Origin of the sequence: Pseudomonas sp. SB113, from assembly GCF_040754745.1 — a bacterium.
GTDB classification, from domain to species: Bacteria; Pseudomonadota; Gammaproteobacteria; order Pseudomonadales; family Pseudomonadaceae; genus Aquipseudomonas; species Aquipseudomonas grimontii.
The window spans coordinates 93,970-113,511 of sequence record NZ_JBFMHW010000010.1 but is presented as its reverse complement, the minus strand read 5'-3'; the positions used below and the strand labels follow the sequence as shown (position 1 = coordinate 113,511).

At 59.9% G+C, this 19,542-nt stretch carries 19 protein-coding genes; 12 read left to right on the top strand and 7 right to left on the bottom strand.

All coding sequences use genetic code 11. The features are described 5' to 3' along the window. The first annotated feature begins 3 nt into the window (after positions 1–3). Positions 4–1,173, top strand: coding sequence for a hypothetical protein (locus AB1462_RS15430; RefSeq protein WP_259194301.1), 1,170 nt, complete (start codon positions 4–6; stop codon positions 1,171–1,173). Between the two features lie 206 nt (positions 1,174–1,379). Here AB1462_RS15430 and AB1462_RS15425 read toward each other — a convergent pair whose 3' ends face one another. From AB1462_RS15425 to AB1462_RS15415, 3 genes are all read right to left on the bottom strand, one after another. Further along, positions 1,380–1,781 carry a type II toxin-antitoxin system HicB family antitoxin gene (locus AB1462_RS15425; protein ID WP_065947540.1) on the bottom strand — a complete coding sequence of 134 codons (402 nt, stop codon included), beginning with the start codon at positions 1,779–1,781 and terminating at the stop codon, positions 1,380–1,382. 54 nt (positions 1,782–1,835) lie between these two features. Then, complete coding sequence (locus AB1462_RS15420) at positions 1,836–2,018, bottom strand: type II toxin-antitoxin system HicA family toxin (RefSeq protein ID WP_259194302.1); 183 nt, start codon at positions 2,016–2,018, stop codon at positions 1,836–1,838. Between the two features lie 320 nt (positions 2,019–2,338). After that, positions 2,339–2,590, bottom strand: a complete 252-nt coding sequence (locus AB1462_RS15415) for a hypothetical protein (RefSeq protein WP_259194303.1) — start codon at positions 2,588–2,590, stop codon at positions 2,339–2,341. Positions 2,591–2,818: 228 nt separating this feature from the next. Here AB1462_RS15415 and AB1462_RS15410 point away from each other — a divergent pair, with 228 nt between their 5' ends. Both AB1462_RS15410 and AB1462_RS15405 read left to right on the top strand, forming a co-directional pair. Beyond that, complete coding sequence (locus AB1462_RS15410) at positions 2,819–4,315, top strand: helix-turn-helix transcriptional regulator (RefSeq protein ID WP_259194304.1); 1,497 nt, start codon at positions 2,819–2,821, stop codon at positions 4,313–4,315. Positions 4,316–4,442: 127 nt separating this feature from the next. Beyond that, positions 4,443–4,715, top strand: coding sequence for a DUF1652 domain-containing protein (locus AB1462_RS15405; RefSeq protein WP_090402197.1), 273 nt, complete (start codon positions 4,443–4,445; stop codon positions 4,713–4,715). Here AB1462_RS15405 and AB1462_RS15400 read toward each other — a convergent pair. Both AB1462_RS15400 and AB1462_RS15395 read right to left on the bottom strand, forming a co-directional pair. Beyond that, a complete protein-coding gene (locus AB1462_RS15400) occupies positions 4,678–5,871 on the bottom strand; it encodes an MFS transporter (RefSeq protein ID WP_315336548.1) in 1,194 nt (397 codons plus the stop codon). The two genes, AB1462_RS15405 and AB1462_RS15400, sit on opposite strands and share 38 nt — an antisense overlap. Before the next feature lie 76 nt (positions 5,872–5,947). Then, complete coding sequence (locus AB1462_RS15395) at positions 5,948–6,256, bottom strand: RcnB family protein (protein ID WP_090402194.1); 309 nt, start codon at positions 6,254–6,256, stop codon at positions 5,948–5,950. Positions 6,257–6,582: 326 nt separating this feature from the next. Here AB1462_RS15395 and AB1462_RS15390 point away from each other — a divergent pair, with 326 nt between their 5' ends. Genes AB1462_RS15390 through AB1462_RS15380 form a run of 3 tightly spaced genes read left to right on the top strand, consistent with a single transcriptional unit; the run spans position 6,583 to position 9,610 of the window. Beyond that, entirely contained in the window at positions 6,583–7,140 is a 558-nt protein-coding gene (locus AB1462_RS15390) for a helix-turn-helix domain-containing protein (RefSeq protein WP_259194306.1), read from the top strand. An 11-nt stretch (positions 7,141–7,151) separates the two neighbouring features. Further along, entirely contained in the window at positions 7,152–8,498 is a 1,347-nt protein-coding gene (locus AB1462_RS15385; protein ID WP_259194307.1) for a glutamine synthetase family protein, read from the top strand. 14 nt (positions 8,499–8,512) lie between these two features. Next, positions 8,513–9,610: a DNA alkylation repair protein gene (locus AB1462_RS15380; RefSeq protein WP_259194308.1), complete on the top strand. Its 1,098-nt coding sequence runs from the start codon at positions 8,513–8,515 to the stop codon at positions 9,608–9,610. Between the two features lie 38 nt (positions 9,611–9,648). Here the strand turns inward: AB1462_RS15380 and AB1462_RS15375 are convergent, their stop codons facing one another. Next, positions 9,649–10,545, bottom strand: a complete 897-nt coding sequence (locus AB1462_RS15375; protein ID WP_315336542.1) for a LysR family transcriptional regulator — start codon at positions 10,543–10,545, stop codon at positions 9,649–9,651. Between the two features lie 130 nt (positions 10,546–10,675). Here AB1462_RS15375 and AB1462_RS15370 point away from each other — a divergent pair, with 130 nt between their 5' ends. From AB1462_RS15370 to AB1462_RS15345, 6 genes are all read left to right on the top strand, one after another. After that, the gene (locus tag AB1462_RS15370) at positions 10,676–12,322 is read left to right on the top strand and encodes a GMC family oxidoreductase (protein WP_090402186.1); all 1,647 of its coding nucleotides are present in this window, start codon (positions 10,676–10,678) and stop codon (positions 12,320–12,322) included. 65 nt (positions 12,323–12,387) lie between these two features. Then, positions 12,388–14,010 (top strand): MFS transporter, encoded by a 1,623-nt coding sequence (locus tag AB1462_RS15365; RefSeq protein WP_090402184.1) that lies wholly within the window; start codon positions 12,388–12,390, stop codon positions 14,008–14,010. Positions 14,011–14,178: 168 nt separating this feature from the next. Continuing rightward, positions 14,179–16,128: a DNA topoisomerase III gene (locus AB1462_RS15360; RefSeq protein WP_367247162.1), complete on the top strand. Its 1,950-nt coding sequence runs from the start codon at positions 14,179–14,181 to the stop codon at positions 16,126–16,128. A 132-nt stretch (positions 16,129–16,260) separates the two neighbouring features. Further along, the gene (locus tag AB1462_RS15355; RefSeq protein WP_090402180.1) at positions 16,261–16,701 is read left to right on the top strand and encodes a CBS domain-containing protein; all 441 of its coding nucleotides are present in this window, start codon (positions 16,261–16,263) and stop codon (positions 16,699–16,701) included. An 8-nt stretch (positions 16,702–16,709) separates the two neighbouring features. Next, positions 16,710–17,558, top strand: coding sequence for an NAD-dependent protein deacetylase (locus tag AB1462_RS15350; protein ID WP_367247160.1), 849 nt, complete (start codon positions 16,710–16,712; stop codon positions 17,556–17,558). Between the two features lie 513 nt (positions 17,559–18,071). Further along, on the top strand, positions 18,072–18,401 hold the full coding sequence (locus AB1462_RS15345; RefSeq protein WP_025854475.1) for a hypothetical protein: 330 nt from the start codon (positions 18,072–18,074) through the stop codon (positions 18,399–18,401). A 75-nt stretch (positions 18,402–18,476) separates the two neighbouring features. Here AB1462_RS15345 and AB1462_RS15340 read toward each other — a convergent pair whose 3' ends face one another. Beyond that, positions 18,477–19,382 (bottom strand): LysR family transcriptional regulator, encoded by a 906-nt coding sequence (locus tag AB1462_RS15340; RefSeq protein ID WP_367247158.1) that lies wholly within the window; start codon positions 19,380–19,382, stop codon positions 18,477–18,479. Positions 19,383–19,542 lie beyond the last annotated feature (160 nt).

Genomic DNA, 19,542 nt, shown 5'->3' with positions numbered 1-19,542 from the left:
ATTATGGAAAGGTTATTTACCAAGAAAACACCAATCTGCTCACGGGTGGATATCACAGTGGTTGCACTGGGACTGGTCGCAACCTTGCTCGCGGTCTGGGTTGTATCCAGTCATCGTGGTTCGTGGCCAGGATACAGTGAGATGGTGACGGCCCTACCCCACCCCGCCGCCTGGTTGCGGTGGGTAGTGGGAGACATCAGCGAAGTTGCCTTCTACAAGCATGAACTCGCGTCACTGGGCCTATTGAGTGGTGCCTATCTGGCTTGGTGGGCGAGCAAGCGCGGCAAAGCCTGGCAGGGCTTTTCCATTTGCTATGGCACCGGATTGTGGCCTTGGGTGGTGACCAGTTCGTTGATCGGGCTGTTGCTGAGCAACCTGCTGTGGGGTTGGAGCGTTACCGCCGAAACCTGGCAGCCTACGTTTGCGGCGTTTGTTTCATTACCAGCAGCGATAGTGCTCATGTTTGGCAGCGGTTGGAAGGTCGCCCTCAATGGTGCAGTGCTGGGGGCTTTGCTGGTGACTCCACTGTGCTTGTTGATCGTCAATCTGGTGTGTGTTCCGCTGGGTTTACCCGCCGTGATCGGTAACGTGCTGGGCATGGCTATCGGAAGTGTCATCGCATTTGCACTGTGTCGTCGGGTGCCCTCGCTGGTGCGTTCGGACGCTATCGCTCCAGCCCGGCCGATACCTGTTATCCCGCCCCGTTATGGCGTGTTCTGGAGCCTGCGCCGAGTGCTGGCGGACTTTTCCGAAGCGCCGTTTTTCGGCAATGAGCTGGCCAGTCTCGGGCTGTTGGCAGGCGTGTTGCTCGCCTATGCCCTCAACCCCATGAGCCCGGCTTATGGCTCCGGCCTACTCTTGCACATGGTGGGAGCGCAGGCGCTGACGTCGGCTTTTGGCGTAGTGATCTGGCGTCATCAATGGATAAAACGGGGTTGGTATCCTACCTATGTACCGTTGGTATCGGTGGTACCGGCAGCGGTGTTGACCCACGGTGGCAGTTGGATGGTGATGACTTCAAGTGCATTGCTGGGTGCACTGATCGCACCGCCGTTGGCCTGTGCAATTGCGGCGAAACTGCCTGCTCATTTTCATCCCTACATTGGCAATGTAGTTTCAATGGCCTTGAGTACGTTGATGATTGTGCCAATCGTAGGTTGGCTGGCGGGCTGAAGGGGGTGGTCAGGGGGAGCCCTGACCACTATTGAACTCCCACGAGTTGGCGCATATCCGTAGCTAAGGTCTATCGATACCGCCACGCCACACAAATCCCGTAGAGACCGTCTTAACCCTCACCGGGTAAGCGCAAGGTTCGGGTCACAGGGTTGGCCCGACTTGAGCACGCCATAAGCCGACACATAGTGCTTGCATATGTTTACTTACGCAGAGAGCTCACGCAGCGCTGCCGTCGCCAAAAAACCTGACCGCGATGCGTAGCGATGATCCTTTTGCACACGCTCGTCAATCCGCTGCAAGAGGTGTTCCGGTAGAGAGGCATTGAACCGCACCGATTTCCCCAGATAAGGCGTGAGATCAAAGTCGACTATCGCCCAGACCCCCCCGGCAAAATCCGGATTACCCAAATGGGCATCAACCTCCAGCGCCTGAGGAAGCTGTTCCTGATCGGCAACCAGGCCTTCAAGGTGCAGAGCCAATGCCTCACGGACATTGTCCAGCGCTTCGGAAAAAGACCCGCCCGCCGAGAAACACCCCGGAACATCTGGGACTGTCACGCTGTAATCCGAATCAGCATCTTTGTGTACTACCACTGGGAATTTCATTATTCCTCCTCTGATCGAACCCGTGGGAGCTCGCCCAATTCATCCAGCAGGCAATTATTTGAGACCAGCTGATTTGAAAATACTGTGCAGAGTGCACTTGGCAATCTCTGACTTGGGATGAGGGACGGTGACTCTTCCCCGCTTTGCGGGGTGCTTGAACTGATGATGACTGCCCTTCACTGCCACCTCAAACCAACCATCCGCAACCAGCAGGTCAATCACCTCTCGACGTCTCATCGCCTCACCCTTAGGTGTGTATATTACACACCGCCAAATGGCAATGGTTTTTTTGTACACACGAGACACACCAATAAAAAAGCCCGCTCAACCTTCAAGCGGGCTTGTGGGACGTAATGATGACGGTCTGCAAAACCCTTATGCCAGCGCACTAATGTGAGTTTTTGTGCCCCGATCTTTTGTTGATCGTGCTTTCGGTCATGCACCTGGTGGACATGGCCAGTGTGATGGTGGACCGGACACTGGAGTGTGTGCAGCCGCGCTGATTACACCACATGCGGTGTGGGGCAGGCGCCCTCACCTCATGTGTAATTAAGCGCTCACGCTTCAAGCTCGTTCAGCAAGGTCTTCTTGGGCTCAAGCAGCCCCAGCTTCTGCAAAACATCATTGACGGCGCCGACGGTGCCCAAGTTTTCTGGCGTGGCACTCCCAGCGACAACAGCCCGCAACGCCGTTAAAAACTCCAGCCTGCCCGTATCAACTTTGTCGGACTTGGTCATTTTGGGTGAAATCCGTTGCTGGGCAGATGAAATTTCCACGGCCAGGTAATCAAGAAGTTCGGATTTAATCATGGCAGGTTCCTGCTCCAATATTCCAAGGTGATGAAGCCTCAGCCTACGAAGATTGGTGCGCACTGCCTACTGTCAGAGTTGACAGGTATGTCAGTCAGACCACAGGCACCCGACGCGTCGTCATGCACGACAGCCCCTGGTGCATATGCACGCGGTGCTGATGAAATTCTGTGCACTATCCTAAGGCCCCGGTGTCGTACTCCCATGCGCCCAAGCCCCGGAGAAATCATGACCCAGGATGTCCTAGCCAAAGAAACCAACCGCCGCCAGCTGCAGCAGATCATCTCCGGGCTGTCCGACGGGATCATCCTTGCCGAGGTCGACCAGACCATCCTCTGGGCCAATCAAGCCGCGCTGAACATGCACGGTGTGGACGACGTTGCGGCACTGGGCGCCAACACCCAGGAGTACGCCGAACGCTTTGCCCTGCGTTATCGCAACAACCATCCCGTATTGCTGGAGAGCTACCCCCTGGCCCGCGCTGCGGCGGGCGATGAGTTCAGCGACGTGGTGGTCGAAGTCAGCCCCACCGCAGACGAAGAAAAGACTTGGGTCCATCGCCTGCGCAGCCTGGTGATCAACGACTCACACGGCGAACCGGAGTTGCTGGTGCTGATCCTCAGCGACGCTACCGAATGGGCCAGCGCCGAACAGCGCTTCGAAAAAACCTTCAACGCCAACCCGGCGCCGGCGGTGATCTGCCGCCTGAGCGACCTGCGCTATATCAAGGTGAACCAGGGCTTCCTGGAAATGACCGGCTACAACCGTGACCAGGTGATCGGCCGCTCAGTGTATGAGCTGGACGTGCTGGAACATGCTGAGCGCAGGGACCTGGCCGTTCAGCGCCTGGGGGAAGGCGCGACCATCCCACAGATGCAAGCCGAGCTGAAACTGCCCGGAGGCGGCAGCAAACTGGTGATCGTCGCCGGCCAGCCGCTGGACATGAACGAAGAAGACTGCATGCTGTTTTCCTTCACCGATCTGGAGCCACGCCGCAAAGCCGAAATCGCCTTGCGCCAGAGTGAAGAGCGCTTCGCCAAGTCGTTTCGACTGACGCCGGTACCGACATTGGTGTGCAGCGCCAGCAACCGGCAGGTGGTGGATATCAACGAAGCGTTCATGAGCATTACCGGGTACACCAGTGAAGAGCTGATCGGTAAGTCCATCGAAGACATCAACTTCATCGACAGCCAGCAGGCGGCCGCCCAGTTGTTCGCTACCTTGGAGAAAGCCGGCAACCTCGATGGCCAGGACCTCAAGGTGCGCAAGAAAGGCAATGAGGTGATCGACTGCGTGGTCTCGGCCGATACGGTGATCATTCAGGATGTGCCCTGCTACCTGCTGGTGATGATGAACATCACCGAACGCAAGCGCTCGGAACTGGAGCTGGTGGCGGCCATCGAGGAAGTGATGCAGGACGCGTCCTGGTTCAGCCAGACCCTGATCGAGAAACTGGCCAACGCCAAGAGCGTCAACAGCCCCAACCTGCCGAACGTGGCCTTCACCGACCTGACCGCCCGTGAGCGCGATGTGCTCGGCTTGATCTGCGAAGGCCTGGCCGACAAGGAGATCGCCTCGCGCCTGGAACTGGCACCCAACACCGTGCGTAACCATGTGGCTACGGTGTATTCCAAGCTGGGGGTGCACAGCCGCAGCGCGGCAATCGTCTGGGCCCGTGAACGCGGGCTGTTTGCCGGGGAATTACGGGTCAAGAGCAAAAAATAAAGTGCAAATGCACTAGTGAAGCTAGTGCGAATTCGCCTTATTGCGCAGCAGGGTAATCCTTAACCTTTCAGGGTGGGCACAGGACTTGAATCTGTGCCGCGCGAAACGACACCCTGAAGGAACACACATGTTTACCCTCTCTCAACTGCGAAATTGCATCGAAGAAGGCCTGGCGCCACTGACCTGCGAATTCACACTGTGCCGCGACGCATCACTGACCCTCAAGGTCTACGACGCCGAAACCGGCCGGGTCGACCTGGTCGTCACCGGGATCAGCACCAACCGGTTGCAGACCGCGCAAGACGTGGAAAAAATGGTCGAAGAACTGCGCTACGAGCTGCAGAGCAACAACATGGGCAAGCTCACGCTGGACGAGTTGCCTTCAACGACGAACCAATGAAATAGAACACGCCACCCGCGACGATGAACGCCCCCAGCATAAAGAACATGTAGTGGGCCGGCAGGCTGGCCAGTACCAGCCCGCACAACACCGGCCCCAACGCAGCCCCCAGGTTGGACAGGTTCTGCGCCCCGTAGTACATGCCTCGCAGGTGGTCCGGGGCGATCCGGTCGATAAACATGTACTCGGCCGGGAACACGATGATTTCCCCCACGGTAAACACCGCCATCGCCAGCACCCACCACAACACGTTGGTGGACAGTGCAAAACCGATCAAGCCCAGCATGAACATGCCTAAGCCTGCGATCAGCCATTGGCTGAGGTAACGGTGGGAAATACGTCGACCAATCACGTACTGCAAGGCGATCACCAGCACGGCATTGGTGGTGAGCACGGCACTGATGACGGTGTAGGTGTATTCAGCGCTGGTGGTGGTCACCAGGTACTGCGACAGGTAGGCAGTGAACTGGCCAAACACCACGGCGCTGAGCACACCACCGAGGGTGAAGCACACCAGGCGATGGTCACGCAGCAGCACGCGGCCGACAGCCAGGAACGGTACCGGCTTTTGCGTGACATCGATTGTTGCCAGGGTGCGATCGCCCCAACGCCAGTACAGCAGGAAAAACCCCACCCCCAACAGCGCCGACAAGATGAACGGCAGGCTGATGTCCAGCTTGGCTACCATCGCCCCAAAGAACGGCCCCACGGCATAGCCGATGTTGGTCAGCGTGTACTTGATGGAAAACACTTCGCTGCGTGCATCTTCCGGCAGCAAGCTGGCGAAACCGGCCTTTACCGCAATATCGATGACCGCGTAGGCCAGGTTGATCAGGATCAGGCAGCTGTAGAACGCCCAGATATTCTGCGCCAGCACTGTGCCGATAAACCCCAACACAAACAGCACGCTCAACCCCAGCAACAGCCGATAACTGTTGATGCGGTCGACCAGGAAACCGCCATACACGCTGAGCAGCGAGCCGACGATCAACGAGCTGCCGATCACCAGCCCAACCTGGGTGATGTCGAGGGCAAAGTGGTGGGTGAGGTAGATCACCAGGTAAGGAAAGGTGATCGCCTTGGCCAACGTCAGCAGCAACGTGGCGGACAACAACAGGTTCACGGCGCGGGGGTAGTTTCTTATTGTGGCAAGCATCCTGCTCTCTTTCGTCTAAGGTAACGCGGTCTTTATGGCCGGTTACCTTAACGCAAGAACCAGGAAAAAAGTTGCGTCATTTCTTGACGGGCGTGATCTCGAGAATGGTGCCATTAGTGGTTTTGAGCAGCACGAACTTGTCGCCCACCCGTGACCATTGGCTGTCGGCTTCAGGCTGCTTGAGACCGCGTTTCTTCCAGTCGCTGACCGCCGACTCCTTACGCATCAGGATGTCGGGGGCGCGGTCGCCTTCTTTCAAATCACGGGTATTGATGTTCGAAGGCTGCACGGTTTCCTGCGGGGTATCGCCGGCCTGCACGACAACGCTGGCGGTGGACAGGCTGGCGGCGACCAGAACACAAGCAGCTAGGGTTTTGGACTTCATGGGTGCTCCTTCAATGAATGATGCGTACCCAGCTTCGGACCGCAGGCGCACAAAATCATTCAGACTGCTGAACCTTGCCCCCTGTGATGAGGGAGGCCCCACTACCTCTGTGGCGAGGGGGCTTGTCCCGCGTTGGGGTGCGAAGCAGCCCCAAAACCAGCCGCTACAGAGTGTCTGATACACCGCGTTCTTCTTTAATAGGGCTGCTGCGCAGCCCAACGCGGGACAAGCCCGCTCGCTACAGGACATTCACTGGCTTACACGCGCCCATTGCCATCGTGAAATTAATCCTGTAATTTTTCATGAAATTATTAGATATAAATTTCATGAACCAGCAAGAAGAACTCGACGCCCTGGCGATCCTGATCCACGACCTGCGCAAGTACAAGAAGCTTACCCTCGCCCAACTCGCACAGAAGATCGAGCGTTCGGTGGGCTTCCTGTCCCAGGTCGAACGCGGCTTGTCGCGTCCGACCGTGGCGGATCTCACCGCCATCAGCCATGCCCTCGACGTGCCCACCACCTATTTCTACAGCTTGTCCAAACCCAAGGCCGTGAGTTGGGTCACTCGCCCTAACGAACGCCGCACGGTGTATTACGCCAACGGCATCACCGACATCCTGGTCTCCCCCAGCATGAAGGGTGCCTTCTCGATGCTCGACAGCCTGCTGGCCCCCGGCGCCAACAGCGGCGAACAGACCATGAGCGACCGCGCCGAGCAGGCCGGATTTGTACTGGAAGGAGAATTGACGCTGTGGGTAGAGGGCGAGGCTGATTCGGTCACCCTCGGCCCCGGTGACAGCTTCCACTTGGCCAGTTTCGCCCACTGCCGCTACGCCAACCTGACCGACCTGCCCGCCCGCGTGCTGTGGGTTTACAACTAGGAGCAACACCCTTGAAAAGCCAAGCCTCCACGTTACTGGCCGAAGTACGGACCTTTCGCCAGAACCATCCCGACGTGCGTTATGTCGACCTGATCGCCCTGGACATCCCCGGGCATTTCTACGGCAAGCGCTACCCCATCGAGATGCTGGAAAAGGTCGCCGCCGGCAGCCCTTTGAAGCTGCCGCAAAACGCCGTGCTGCTGGGGGTTCAGGGCGGGCTGTTCAAGATCGGCGACTACTGCTTCCACGATGGTGACCCGGATGCCAACCGCCGCCTGGTGCCCGGCACACTCAAGCCGGTGAGCTGGGAGTCGCAGCCGTTGGGGCAGATGTTGATCACCTCGGACGGCACCGAAGCGCCGATCGAATTCGAACCTCGCGAAGTCTTGGCCAACGTGCTGGAGCGCCTGCACCACAAAGGCATTCACCCGGTGGTGGCCTTCGAGCTGGAGTTCTACCTGTTCGACAAAAAACTCGACAACGGCCTGCCGCAATTCGCTCGCGACCCGCTGAGCGATGACACCGACGACCAGCCCAACCTGCATATTGAACGGCTGTCGCGCTTCAGCGAGGTGCTGGACGATATGGCGCAGACCGCCAAGGACCAAGGCATCGACATCACGGTGATCACCGCCGAACTCGGTCCTGGCCAGTTCGAGATCAATTTCGGTCACCTCGACGACGGCCTGCGCGCCGCCGACTGGGCGGCCTTGTTCTGCCGTAGCACCCGTGGCGTGGCCCTGAAACACGGCTACCGCGCCAGCTTCATGGCCAAGCCTTACCTGCAATTCCCCGGCAGTGGCATGCACGTGCATGTCAGCCTGTATGACGGCGCGGGCAACAATGTGCTCGCGGCGCACCAGCAGCAACCGCTGCGCCATGCCGTGGCCGGTTGCCTGGAGTTGCTGCCCCACTGCATGCCGATCTTCTCGCCCAACCACAACGCCTTCCGCCGCCTGGGCGGTACGGTTAACGCGGCGACCCGCGCCAGTTGGGGGTTTGAAGACCGCGACGCGTGCGTGCGCATCCCCGACTCCGACCCGCGCAACCTGCGCATCGAACATCGCCTGGCCAGTGCCGACGCCAACCCGTATCTGGTGCTGGCGGCGATCCTGGTCGGCCTTGAGCATGGCCTTGAAGCCAAGCGCGAACCCATCGCGCCACTGAACGAGGACCGCGGCAGCGGCACCGACTTCCCCGTGGAAATGCTCGATGCCGTGCGCGCCATGCAGCATCAGCCGGTGTTGCGCGATAAGCTCGGTGCTGAATTTATCGACGTGTACTGCGAGAACAAACGCCAGGATCACCTGGCCTTTCAACAAGAGATCAACGCGCGGGAATACCGCTGGTTTCTTTAACCCTGGAATAACCGATGACCGACCAAAGCGCCCCGGCCCTCAAGGAAATCTTCAACCTCGAACGCCTGCACCACATCGCCAGCGAAATGACGGCGGTGTACCCGGCGTTCGACGCCAAGGGCTTTCTCAGGCATGCCAAGGCCGGGCTGGCCGAGTTGTCGGTGATGCAGCGGATGGCGCGGGTCAGCGAAAGCCTGCACGCGGTGATCCCGCTGGACTATGCACAGAGCCTCAAACTGCTTTACGCCCTGGCCCCGCGCCTGAACAGCGGATTTGTCTGCCTGTTCCTGCCGCACTACGTGGCAAGTTATGGCCTGGGCGACTTCAAGCGCTCCATGGCCGCGCTCAAATACTTCACCACCTTTGGTTCGGCTGAGTTCGCCATAAGACACTTCTTGCTCCACGACTTCGAACGCACCTTGGCGATCATGCAAACGTGGTCGCTGGATGACAACGAACACGTGCGCCGCCTCGCCAGCGAAGGCTCGCGCCCCCGGCTGCCGTGGTCGTTTCGCCTGGCCGCGGTGCAGGCCAACCCTGAGCTGTGCGCATCGATCCTCGACAACCTCAAGGCCGACAGCAGCCTCTACGTACGCAAATCCGTGGCCAACCACCTCAACGACATCACCAAGGACCACCCGGATTGGGTACTCAGCCTGATCGAAGGCTGGGACCTGGACAACCCGCACACTGCCTGGATCGCCCGCCATGCGCTGCGCAGCCTGATCAAGCAGGGCAACACCCGCGCGCTGACCCTCATGGGCGCAGGCGCCAAGGCCGAGGTGAAGCTCCACCACCTGAGCGTGACGCCGGCGGTGATCACCCTGGGCGAGCGGATCAACCTGTCGTTCAGCCTGGAATCCACCGCCGCCACTGCGCAAAAACTGGTGGTGGACTACGCCATCGATTACGTCAAAAGCGCCGGGCACAGCGCGGCCAAGGTGTTCAAGCTCAAGGCGTTTACGCTGGGCGCGGGTGAACAGCACAGCCTGCGCCGCGAGCAGCATATTCGCGAGTTGACGACGCGCAAGCACTATCCCGGCAGGCATGCGGTGCATGTCTTGGTGAATGGGGAGCGCTTGGGCAGTGCTGAATTCGAATTGCGCGATTAAGCCGGCTCAGCCAACACCACCGATCAATGTGGAGGGTTTCATCCGTTGGATTCGCCGAGCAACAGTGGCTGCTCCCGCGCGCACAACTCCACCACGTAATCCCACAACACCCGCAACCGCACCGACTTGTGCAACTCCCGGCGCGAGCTGATCCAGTAGCTGCGCTGGATCCCCTCACCCGGCAGCAACGGCACCAGCTGCGGGTCGCCCGACGCCATGAAGCACGGCAACACCGCAATCCCCAAACCGGAGCGTGCGGCCTGGTGCTGGGCGATGACGCTGGTGCTATGGAACACCACCTTGGGGTTGCGGCAGAAGCTGTTGAGAAATTTCAGTTCCTGGCTGAACAGCAGGTCGTCGACGTAATCGATCCATGAATGGGCAGCGAGGTCTTCGCGCCTTTCAATCGGTGGGGTGCGCGCCAGGTAGGCGCGGCTGGCGTAGAGCGCCAGGCGGTAATCGGTGAGCTTGCGCGTGACCAGTTGATCGACGCTGGGGCGTTCGAGGTGGATGCTGATCTCCGCTTCGCGGTTGAGGATGCTGACGAAGCGCGGCACGGCGAGCAGTTCCACTTCCAGGCCGGGATAACGTTCGAACAGCCCGCCCATGCGGCCGGCGAGGAACATCACCCCCAAGCCTTCGGCCACCCCGAGGCGGATCTTGCCCAGGGGCGCAGCGGAGTGGGTCAGTTCGTCCTCGGCCAGCAACGCGACGTTTTCCATGGCTTCGGCGTGTTTGAGCAGGGCTTCGCCGGCGGGGGTCAGTTCGTAGCCCTGGGCGTGCTGCACGAACAGCGCGGTGCCGAGGCTCTTCTCGATGGCTTCGATATGCCGGGCCACGGTGGCGTGCGTGGTTTTCAGGCGCTGCGCGGCGGTGAGCAGGCGGCCGCTGCGCTGCAACTCCAGAAAATACCGCAGGTCATTCCAGTCGAACATGTCGCCTCCATTGCATGCGCCCCAGGCAGCGCTGTTTAAAAACGCACAGCAGCTGGGTAAAAACTAACATTTTTAAGACGAAAACTAACAACTAGGATGGAGCCAATAAGAAAAACAAGCGAGACCTCAGATGCCCATTGCAACTGCTGAATACGATTATGTGGTGGTAGGCGCCGGCCCCGCAGGCTGCCTGCTCGCCAATCGACTGTCCGCCAACCCCGCCCACCGCGTGCTTCTGCTCGAAGCCGGCGGCCGCGACAACTACCCCTGGATCCATATCCCTGTCGGCTACCTGTTCTGCATCGGTAACCCACGCACCGACTGGTGCTTCAAGACCGAAGCCCAGGAAGGCCTGCAAGGCCGTGCGCTGAGTTACCCACGGGGCAAGGTGCTCGGTGGCTGCTCCTCGATCAACGGCATGATCTACATGCGCGGCCAGGCCCAGGACTACGATGGCTGGGCGGCCGCAGGCAACCCGGGCTGGGCCTGGAAAGACGTGCTGCCACTGTTCAAGCAGAGCGAAAACCACTTTGCGGGCGGCTCGGAATTCCACAGCGACGGCGGCGAATGGCGGGTTGAGCAGCAGCGGCTGTCGTGGCCGATCCTCGATGCGTTTCGTGAGGCGGCGGCGCAAAGCGGCATCGCAAACATCAGCGACTTCAACCAGGGCGATAACGAGGGGTGCGGCTACTTCCAGGTCAACCAGAAGGCCGGGGTGCGCTGGAACGCGGCCAAGGCGTTTCTCAAGCCGATCCGCCAGCGGCCCAATCTGACGGTGCTGACCGAAGTCGAGGTGGACCGCGTGGTGCTGGAAAACGGCCGCGCTTCGGCCGTGCTCGGGCGTCAAAACGGCCAGCAAATGAGTTGGAAGGCCCGCAAGGAAATCGTGCTGTGCGCCGGCTCCGTGGGCTCGCCGGGGATCCTGCAACGCTCGGGGATCGGCCCGTCCAGCGTGCTCAAGCCACTGGGCATCGATGTACTGCATGAACTGCCGGGTGTCGGCGGCAACTTGCAGGATCATCTGCAACTGCGGCTGATCTACAAGCTGGAAAACGCCCGCACCCTGAACCAGATCGCGGGCACCGTATGGGGCAAGATGGGCATGGGCCTGCGCTACCTGTATGACCGCAGCGGCCCGCTGTCGATGGCGCCCAGCCAACTCGGCGCATTTGCCCGCTCGGGCCCGGAACAGACCTCGGCCAACCTTGAATACCACGTGCAGCCGCTGTCCCTGGAGCGCTTTGGCGAACCGCTGCACGGGTTCCCGGCGTTTACCGCCTCGGTCTGCGACCTGCGCCCGCAAAGCCGTGGCCGCATCGATATCCGCTCGGCCAGCCCGGCGGATGCGCCGCTGATCCGGCCCAACTACCTCAGCCATCCGGAAGACTTGCGGGTGGCCGCCGACGCGATTCGCCTGACCCGACGTATCGTCGCCGCACCAGCCCTCAGCCAGTTCAAACCGGTGGAATACCTGCCCGGCGACGCACTGCAAACCGAAGAGCAACTGCATGAAGCCGCCGCGCGTATCGGCACGACGATCTTCCATCCGGTCGGCACCTGCCGCATGGGCAGCGATAAAGACGCGGTGGTCGACGCCCAACTGCGCGTGCATGGCGTGCCCGGCCTGCGCATCGCCGATGCGTCAATCATGCCGCGCATTACGTCCGGCAATACCTGTTCACCCACGCTGATGATCGCGGAAAAAGCCGCGCAGTTGATCCTTTCGCCGAACACAAGGAGTCTCGCCCCGGAGAAAGAACTGGTTCATGCAATCTGAATAGCGGCGCCAAACCTGGCGCCGACAGTGGAACAACAATAAATAATCACTGTGAGGACTTCCCAATGTCAGAACATGCTCAACCCCTGGGCTCGGCGACCAACGCGAGCATCGGTAGCGAATCAAGAAAAGTCATCTTCGCCTCGTCCCTGGGGACGGTGTTCGAGTGGTATGACTTTTTCCTCTACGGCGCCCTGGCGGCGGTGATCAGCAAGCAGTTCTTTGCCGGGGTCAACGACACCACGGCGTTTATCTTTGCCTTGATGGCCTTTGCGGCCGGCTTTGTGGTGCGCCCGTTCGGTGCGCTGGTGTTCGGCCGCCTGGGCGACATGATCGGGCGCAAGTACACCTTTCTGGTAACCATCATTTTGATGGGTGTGGCGACTTTCTGCGTCGGGCTGCTGCCGACCTACGCCAGCATCGGCATCGCCGCGCCGATCATCCTGATCGTGCTGCGCATGCTGCAAGGCCTGGCCTTGGGCGGTGAATACGGCGGCGCAGCCACTTATGTGGCCGAGCATGCGCCGGCCGGCAAACGCGGCCTCAACACCAGCTGGATACAATCCACCGCGACCCTTGGTTTGCTGCTGTCGTTGCTGGTGGTGCTGGCGTGCCGGTACTTTACCGGCGATCAGTTCGAAGTCTGGGGCTGGCGTATTCCGTTCCTGTTTTCCATTGTGCTGCTGGGTATTTCGACCTGGATCCGCATGAGCCTGCATGAGTCGCCGGCATTCCTGAAAATGAAAGAGGAAGGCAAGGCCAGCAAGGCGCCGATCCGTGAGTCCTTCGGTAAATGGGAAAACCTCAAGGTGGTGCTGATCGCGCTGTTCAGCATCAACGGCGGGCAAGCGGTGACGTTCTATGCGTCGCAGTTCTATGTGCTGTTTTTCCTCACGCAGTTCCTGAAAATGGACCCGGCCCTGGCCAATATGCTGCTGATCATCAGCGTGGTGATTGGCGCGCCGTTCTTTGTCTTCTTTGGCTGGCTGTCGGACAAGGTCGGGCGCAAGCCGGTGCTGATGCTCGGCCTGCTGCTGGCGACCGCGCTGTACTTCCCAATCTTCAAGGGCCTGGCGCACTACACCAACCCGGCGATGGACCAGGCCAGCCGCCAGGCACCGATCACCGTGCTGGCCGACCCGGCCACCTGTACCTTCCAGTTCGATCCGGTAGGCAAGGCGAAATTTGACAGCCCGTGCGACAAGGTCAAGACCTTCCTGGTCAAGCAAGGCCTGCCCTACAGCAGCGCCGCCGCCCCGGCGGGCAGCCCGGTGCAGGTCAGCGTGGGTGAAGTGCGTATCGATGGCTTCGACGAGGCAGCGCTGCGCGGTGCGGTGACCCTGGCCGGCTATCCGACTTCGGCGGATGTGGCCCAGGTCAACAAGGTCATGGTGGTAGTGCTGATCGTGGTGCTGATCCTGATCGCCGCCATGTGCTATGGCCCGCTTGCGGCGCTGATGGTGGAGCTGTTTCCGACACGTATTCGCTACACCTCGATGTCCCTGCCCTACCACATCGGTAACGGCTGGTTTGGCGGGTTCCTGCCGACCGTGTCGTTTGCGCTGGTGGTGTACACCGGCGACATCTTCTATGGCTTGTGGTACCCGGTGGCGGTGACGGGGGTGAGCCTGATCGTGGGGATGTTCTGCCTCAAGGAAACGCGGCATGTGGACATCGATAACAACTGAATAAGCTTCAAGGGGCAAGCTGCAAGCGCCAAGTAAAAGCCAATCGGCTCTTTCTTGAAGCTTGCAGCTTGAAACTTTCAGCTGTACATCCATACAGATAATGGTTGCTCAATTTCCTTCTTTTGCCCATCCTGCTCCCCATTCAACTGTGTAACGAATGGGCTGACCATGCGGCTGTACCTCTGTGAAAAACCCTCCCAGGCCAAGGATATTGCGGCTGTGCTCGGTGCCAGTCGCCGCGGCGACGGTTGCTGGTTGGGCAATGGGGTCACCGTCACCTGGTGCATCGGTCACCTGCTGGAAACCGCCCCGCCCGACGCCTATGACGCCAAATACAAACGCTGGGTACTGGCCGACCTGCCGATCGTCCCGGAAAAATGGAAGATGCTGGTCAAGCCCAAGACCGCCAGCCAGTTCAAGGCCGTCAAGCGTTTGCTGGGGGAAGCCCAGGAACTGGTGATCGCCACCGACGCCGACCGTGAAGGCGAGATGATCGCCCGCGAACTGGTCGAGCATTGCCGCTATCGCGGGCCGATCCAGCGGCTATGGCTGTCGGCGCTGGACGATGCCTCCATCCGCAAGGCCCTGGCGGCGCTCAAGCCAGGCGCCGAAACGTTCAGCCTGTATCACTCGGCCCTGGGCCGCTCCCGCGCCGACTGGCTGATCGGCATGAACATGAGTCGCCTGTTTACCCTGCTGGGGCGCCAGTCCGGCTATCAGGGCGTGCTGCCAGTGGGCCGGGTGCAAACGCCGACCCTGCGCCTGGTGGTGGACCGCGACCGCAGCATCGCCGACTTCGTGCCCGTGGCCTACTGGGCCATTGATGTGGACCTGCGCCACGAATCCATGACCTTTACCGCCCAATGGCGTGCCGCCGAAGATGCCTGTGACGACCAGGGCCGCTGCCTTAATCCGCAGTTGGCCCGCGACGCTGCCGACGCCATGACCAACGCCGCCAGCGCACGGCTGATCAAGCTGCGTACCGAACGCATGCGCGAAGTGGCGCCCCTGCCCTTCGACCTCGGCACCCTGCAGGAAATCTGCTCGAAGAAGCTCGGCCTCGGCGCCCAGGAAACCCTGGATATCGCCCAATCCCTGTACGAAACCCACAAGGTCATCACCTACCCGCGCAGTGACTGCGGCTACCTTCCATTGAGCCAGCACAGCGAGGCGCCGAAGATCCTCGCCGCACTGGGCCGTGCGGATGCGGCAGTGAATGAGTTGATGCCACATATCGATCCCCATCGCCGATCACGGGCCTGGAACGATGCCAAGGTCAGCGCGCACCACGGCATCATTCCCACCGGCGCCGGCAAGGACGTTGGCCAACTCACCGGCAAGCACCGTGCGGTCTACACCCTGATTCGCGCGCGCTACCTGGCGCAGTTCCTGCCCAACCATGAATACGATCGCACCCAGGCGGATTTCGACTGTGCGGGCCAGGCATTGCGCGCAGTGGGCAAAGTGGTAATCGAGCCGGGCTGGAAACGCGCCTTGCCCGAAGCCCTCGCACCGGCAAAGGGGCGCGAAGCACCGGCACCGCAGGCCTTGCCGACACTGGTGCAAGGCCAGGATTACGCGGTGACCAAGGTCAACCTCAAGGACCTGTGGACCCAACCGCCCAAGCCCTTTACCGAAGGAGACCTGATCAAGGCGATGAAAAACGTCGCCAAGCTGGTGGAAGACCCACTGCTCAAGCAAAAACTCAAGGACACCACCGGCATCGGCACTGAAGCCACCCGCGCGGGCATTATCCAAGGGTTGCTCGACCGGGGTTATCTGGTCAAGAACGGCAAGGCACTGTCGGCGACCCCGGCAGCCTTCAGCCTGATCGACGCGGTGCCCCGTGCCATCGCCGACCCCGGCACCACCGCGATCTGGGAGCAGGCGCTGGACATGGTGCAAAGCGGCGAGATGAGCCTGGAAGAATTCGTCGCCAAGCAGGCGGCATGGATGAGCAAGCAAGTGGCGCGTTGCAACAGCATGCGCATGACCATCACGGGGCCCGCCAGCCCGGCGGGCCAAAGTGCTGCGCCGTGGAAAAAGAAGCGCAAGGCGGCACCCCGCAAGGCAACCGGGACGACCAAACGCGCCAAAAAGCCGGCGAATGCGGGATGAAAGGTGAAAAAAACCGGCGAATGACGTTTTTCGACGGGTTTAACGCCGCTTTGGTCCTTGCAGCGACGTAGCCCGTCTAGGATTCTGTAGGGAACTCGCTGACTTCCTAACAACAACACCGGAGTGGCCGCCATGAAGACCGTTGCACAATTGCTGAAAGCCAAGGACCAGAAAAACCAGGACGTTCACACCATCCAATGGGATCACACCGTGTTTGAAGCGCTGGTCCGGATGTCGGAGAAAAACGTCGGGGCCTTGCCCGTGGTCAAGGAAGGCGCGGTCGTGGGGATCATCAGCGAGCGCGATTACGCACGCAAAATCATGCTCAAGGGGCTGTCGTCGGTCACCACAAAGGTCCACGAGGTGATGAGTTCCCCAGTTATCACCGTCGATACCCATAAACGTGTCGAAGAGTGCATGAACATCATGACCGACAGCCACCTGCGCCACCTGCCCGTGGTCGAAGACGGCAAGCTGCTGGGCCTGCTTTCCATCGGTGACCTGGTCAAGGAAGCCATTGCCGAACAGGCTGACCTGATCAAGCAGTTGGAGCAATACATCCGCGGCGAATAGGAGACCCCATGCTCGACACGCTGGAACATCAGGAAGACCACCTCGACACCCTGCACCGCGCCATGGCCGAACGGCGCTTCCTGGTGTTGACCGGTGCAGGCATCAGCACGTCGTCGGGGATCCCCGACTACCGCGACAGCGAAGGTGTGCGCCGGGGCAAAGCGCCGATGATGTACCAGGAGTTCCTCGCTACCGCGCAGGCGCGACGCCGCTACTGGGCGCGGGCGATGCTGGGCTGGCCGAGGGTACGTATCGCCCAGCCGAACAACGCTCACCGGGCATTGGCGGCCCTGCAACAGCGCCAGCACATCACCGGCCTGGTCACGCAGAACGTCGACACCTTGCATGACCAGGCCGGCAGCCATGACGTGACCGAATTGCACGGCAGCCTGCACCGGGTACTGTGCCTGGATTGCCAACTGCACAGCACACGCGACGTGATCCAGCGACAGATGGAGGTCGATAACCCATACCTGGCGCAGGTCCATGCGGTACAGGCGCCTGATGGCGACACCTTGCTCGACCCCGCGTTTGAAGAGCACTTCCAGGTCCCCCGCTGCCCCCATTGCGAGGGTGAGCGACTCAAGCCGGACGTGGTATTTTTTGGCGAGAACGTCGCGCCGGCGACGGCGGCCAGGGCGATGGCGGCGGTAACGCATGCCGAGGGGTTGCTGGTGGTAGGTTCGTCGCTGATGGCTTACTCCGCATTTCGCCTGTGCAAGGCGATGGTCGAACAGGGCAAGCCGGTGATCGCCATCAACTTGGGCAAGACCCGAGGGGATGAGCTGTTGCAGGTGAAGATCGAAGCCTCTTGCGAGCGGTTGTTGCCGTTACTGGCCGAGCGGCTGGGGCCATAAAAAACCGCCCCTCCCACAATGCTTAAGCGCGGAATCGACCACTGACGCCTGCGACTAATCAGCACAAAAAATGACGCCCAAGTCACCTTCTCCCGCATCCCCCCGTCCCCACGACGATTTATGTAGTGAACAAAAATAATCACTACATAACCGTTGACGTAACCTTTTTGTCCTTGCATGATCTAGACGTCTCCCGGATCGGGAGCGTTGGTAACAAGCGTTTTGAACAAGCTCGTCTGACCGCCGAGCTGTTTTTCCGGATGTGCACTGCTCACAAGGCAGCTTGATGAAGCTGACCGACCCGTAAGGATCGGTACAAGGAGCTCAAACGCTGCTTGTCTTCGTTATGAAACCATTGCGTAGCAGTTCATCAGCAAGACTACATGCATCAGGTTCAAGACCCTGCCCGTATTCGGCAGACAGTCACTGACGCCCGGTTTTCGAAGCCGGAGACAACTAAGCAGTTTTAACGGAATCAACTGATCGATCGCCAACTGGTCAAGGGGCTTACACATGAATCTGAACAACCAACCAACTATCGATGAATTGGCTGAGATGTTCGCAGCGCAGAAAGACACACTCGACGACCATATCCTGTGGATTGGCAAATCGGGCGAAGTGCAAATTGACTGCCTGGCGCCCCACACCGAAGAAGCCGAGTTCGACCGCAATAACCGTGAACTGGCGGCGCGCCTGAAGATGTACCGCCGTGGTCAGGGTTATGTCGGCAAGAAAGCCGCGGCCGATCGCAACTTTATCGAGCAAGTGTTCCATACACTTAATACCGAATGGCAGAACCTCAAAGGCCAATCGCAAGTTAAAGTGATTGATAGATACTGCTGATAACGGTGCAACTTTAAATTTAAGCCCGCTCGTTTACTCGAGCGGGCTTTTTAATACCTGTTTTATAACCCTGCTTTATAACAACGCCGGAAACCTACCCTTCCCCGCTTCGTCCCGAAAAATATCAAACAACACCTGCGCCGCCGCCGACAGTTCATGCCCTGGCTTGGTCAGCACACCAATCGGCCGTTCGATCACCGGATCGGTCAAGGTGATGCAATGCGCCCCCGCCTCCTGCATCTGCTGCACACACAAGGCTGGTACGGCGCTGACGCCCAGCCCGCTGGCGACCATCTTGCCCACGGTTGCCAATTGATGGCTTTCCAACGCCACCGGCAACTTCATCTTCAAAGCCCCCAGATGCTCTTCCAGCATCACCCGCAGCGTGGAAGGCCGCTGCAACGTGATGAACGGGTGCTCCAGCAAGGTTTTCCAGTCGACCTCGGCACACTGGGCCAGCAATGAATCACCGGGCACCACCGCAATAAAGCGGTCCAGGTACAGCGGTGTAAAGGCCAGCGACGAGCCTTCCGAGGGTTCAAACGCCACGCCCAGTTCCACATGGCGGTCGCGAACCATCTCCAGCACCTGCTCATTGATCAAGTCATGCACCGTCACGTTCACCTGGGGGTAACGCGCGCGGAATATCTTCAGGATCGGCGGCAGCAGGTTGCCGGCAAACGACGGCATCGCCGCCACGGTGACCCGCCCGCGTTGCAGGGTGAACAACTGACGCAGTTCATCCTCGGCATTGTCCCAATCGGCCATCAGCCGACGTGCCAGGGGCAACAGGGATTCACCTTCGGGCGTGAGGGCCACGTTGCGCGTATTACGGCTGAACAAGCGCCCGCCCAGCCCTTCTTCCAAGCCTTTGATGGTCAGGCTCAGCGCCGATTGGGAGAGGTGCAGGCGCTCGCAGGCGGCGGCAAAACTCAGGCTTTGGGCCACGGCAAGAAAGGCACGCATCTGTTTAACGGTCATTGGAAGCTCCAAGCTACAAGTTGAAGGCACAAGTAAAAGCAGCCGTTGCTTCTCCTTGAAGCTTGCGGCTTGAAGCTGATTATGCTGTTTTCCAAACCAATCAACCTTAAAAAACAACTTAACAAATCAATCCGTCGGCGCAACACTCGATTCATTGGCT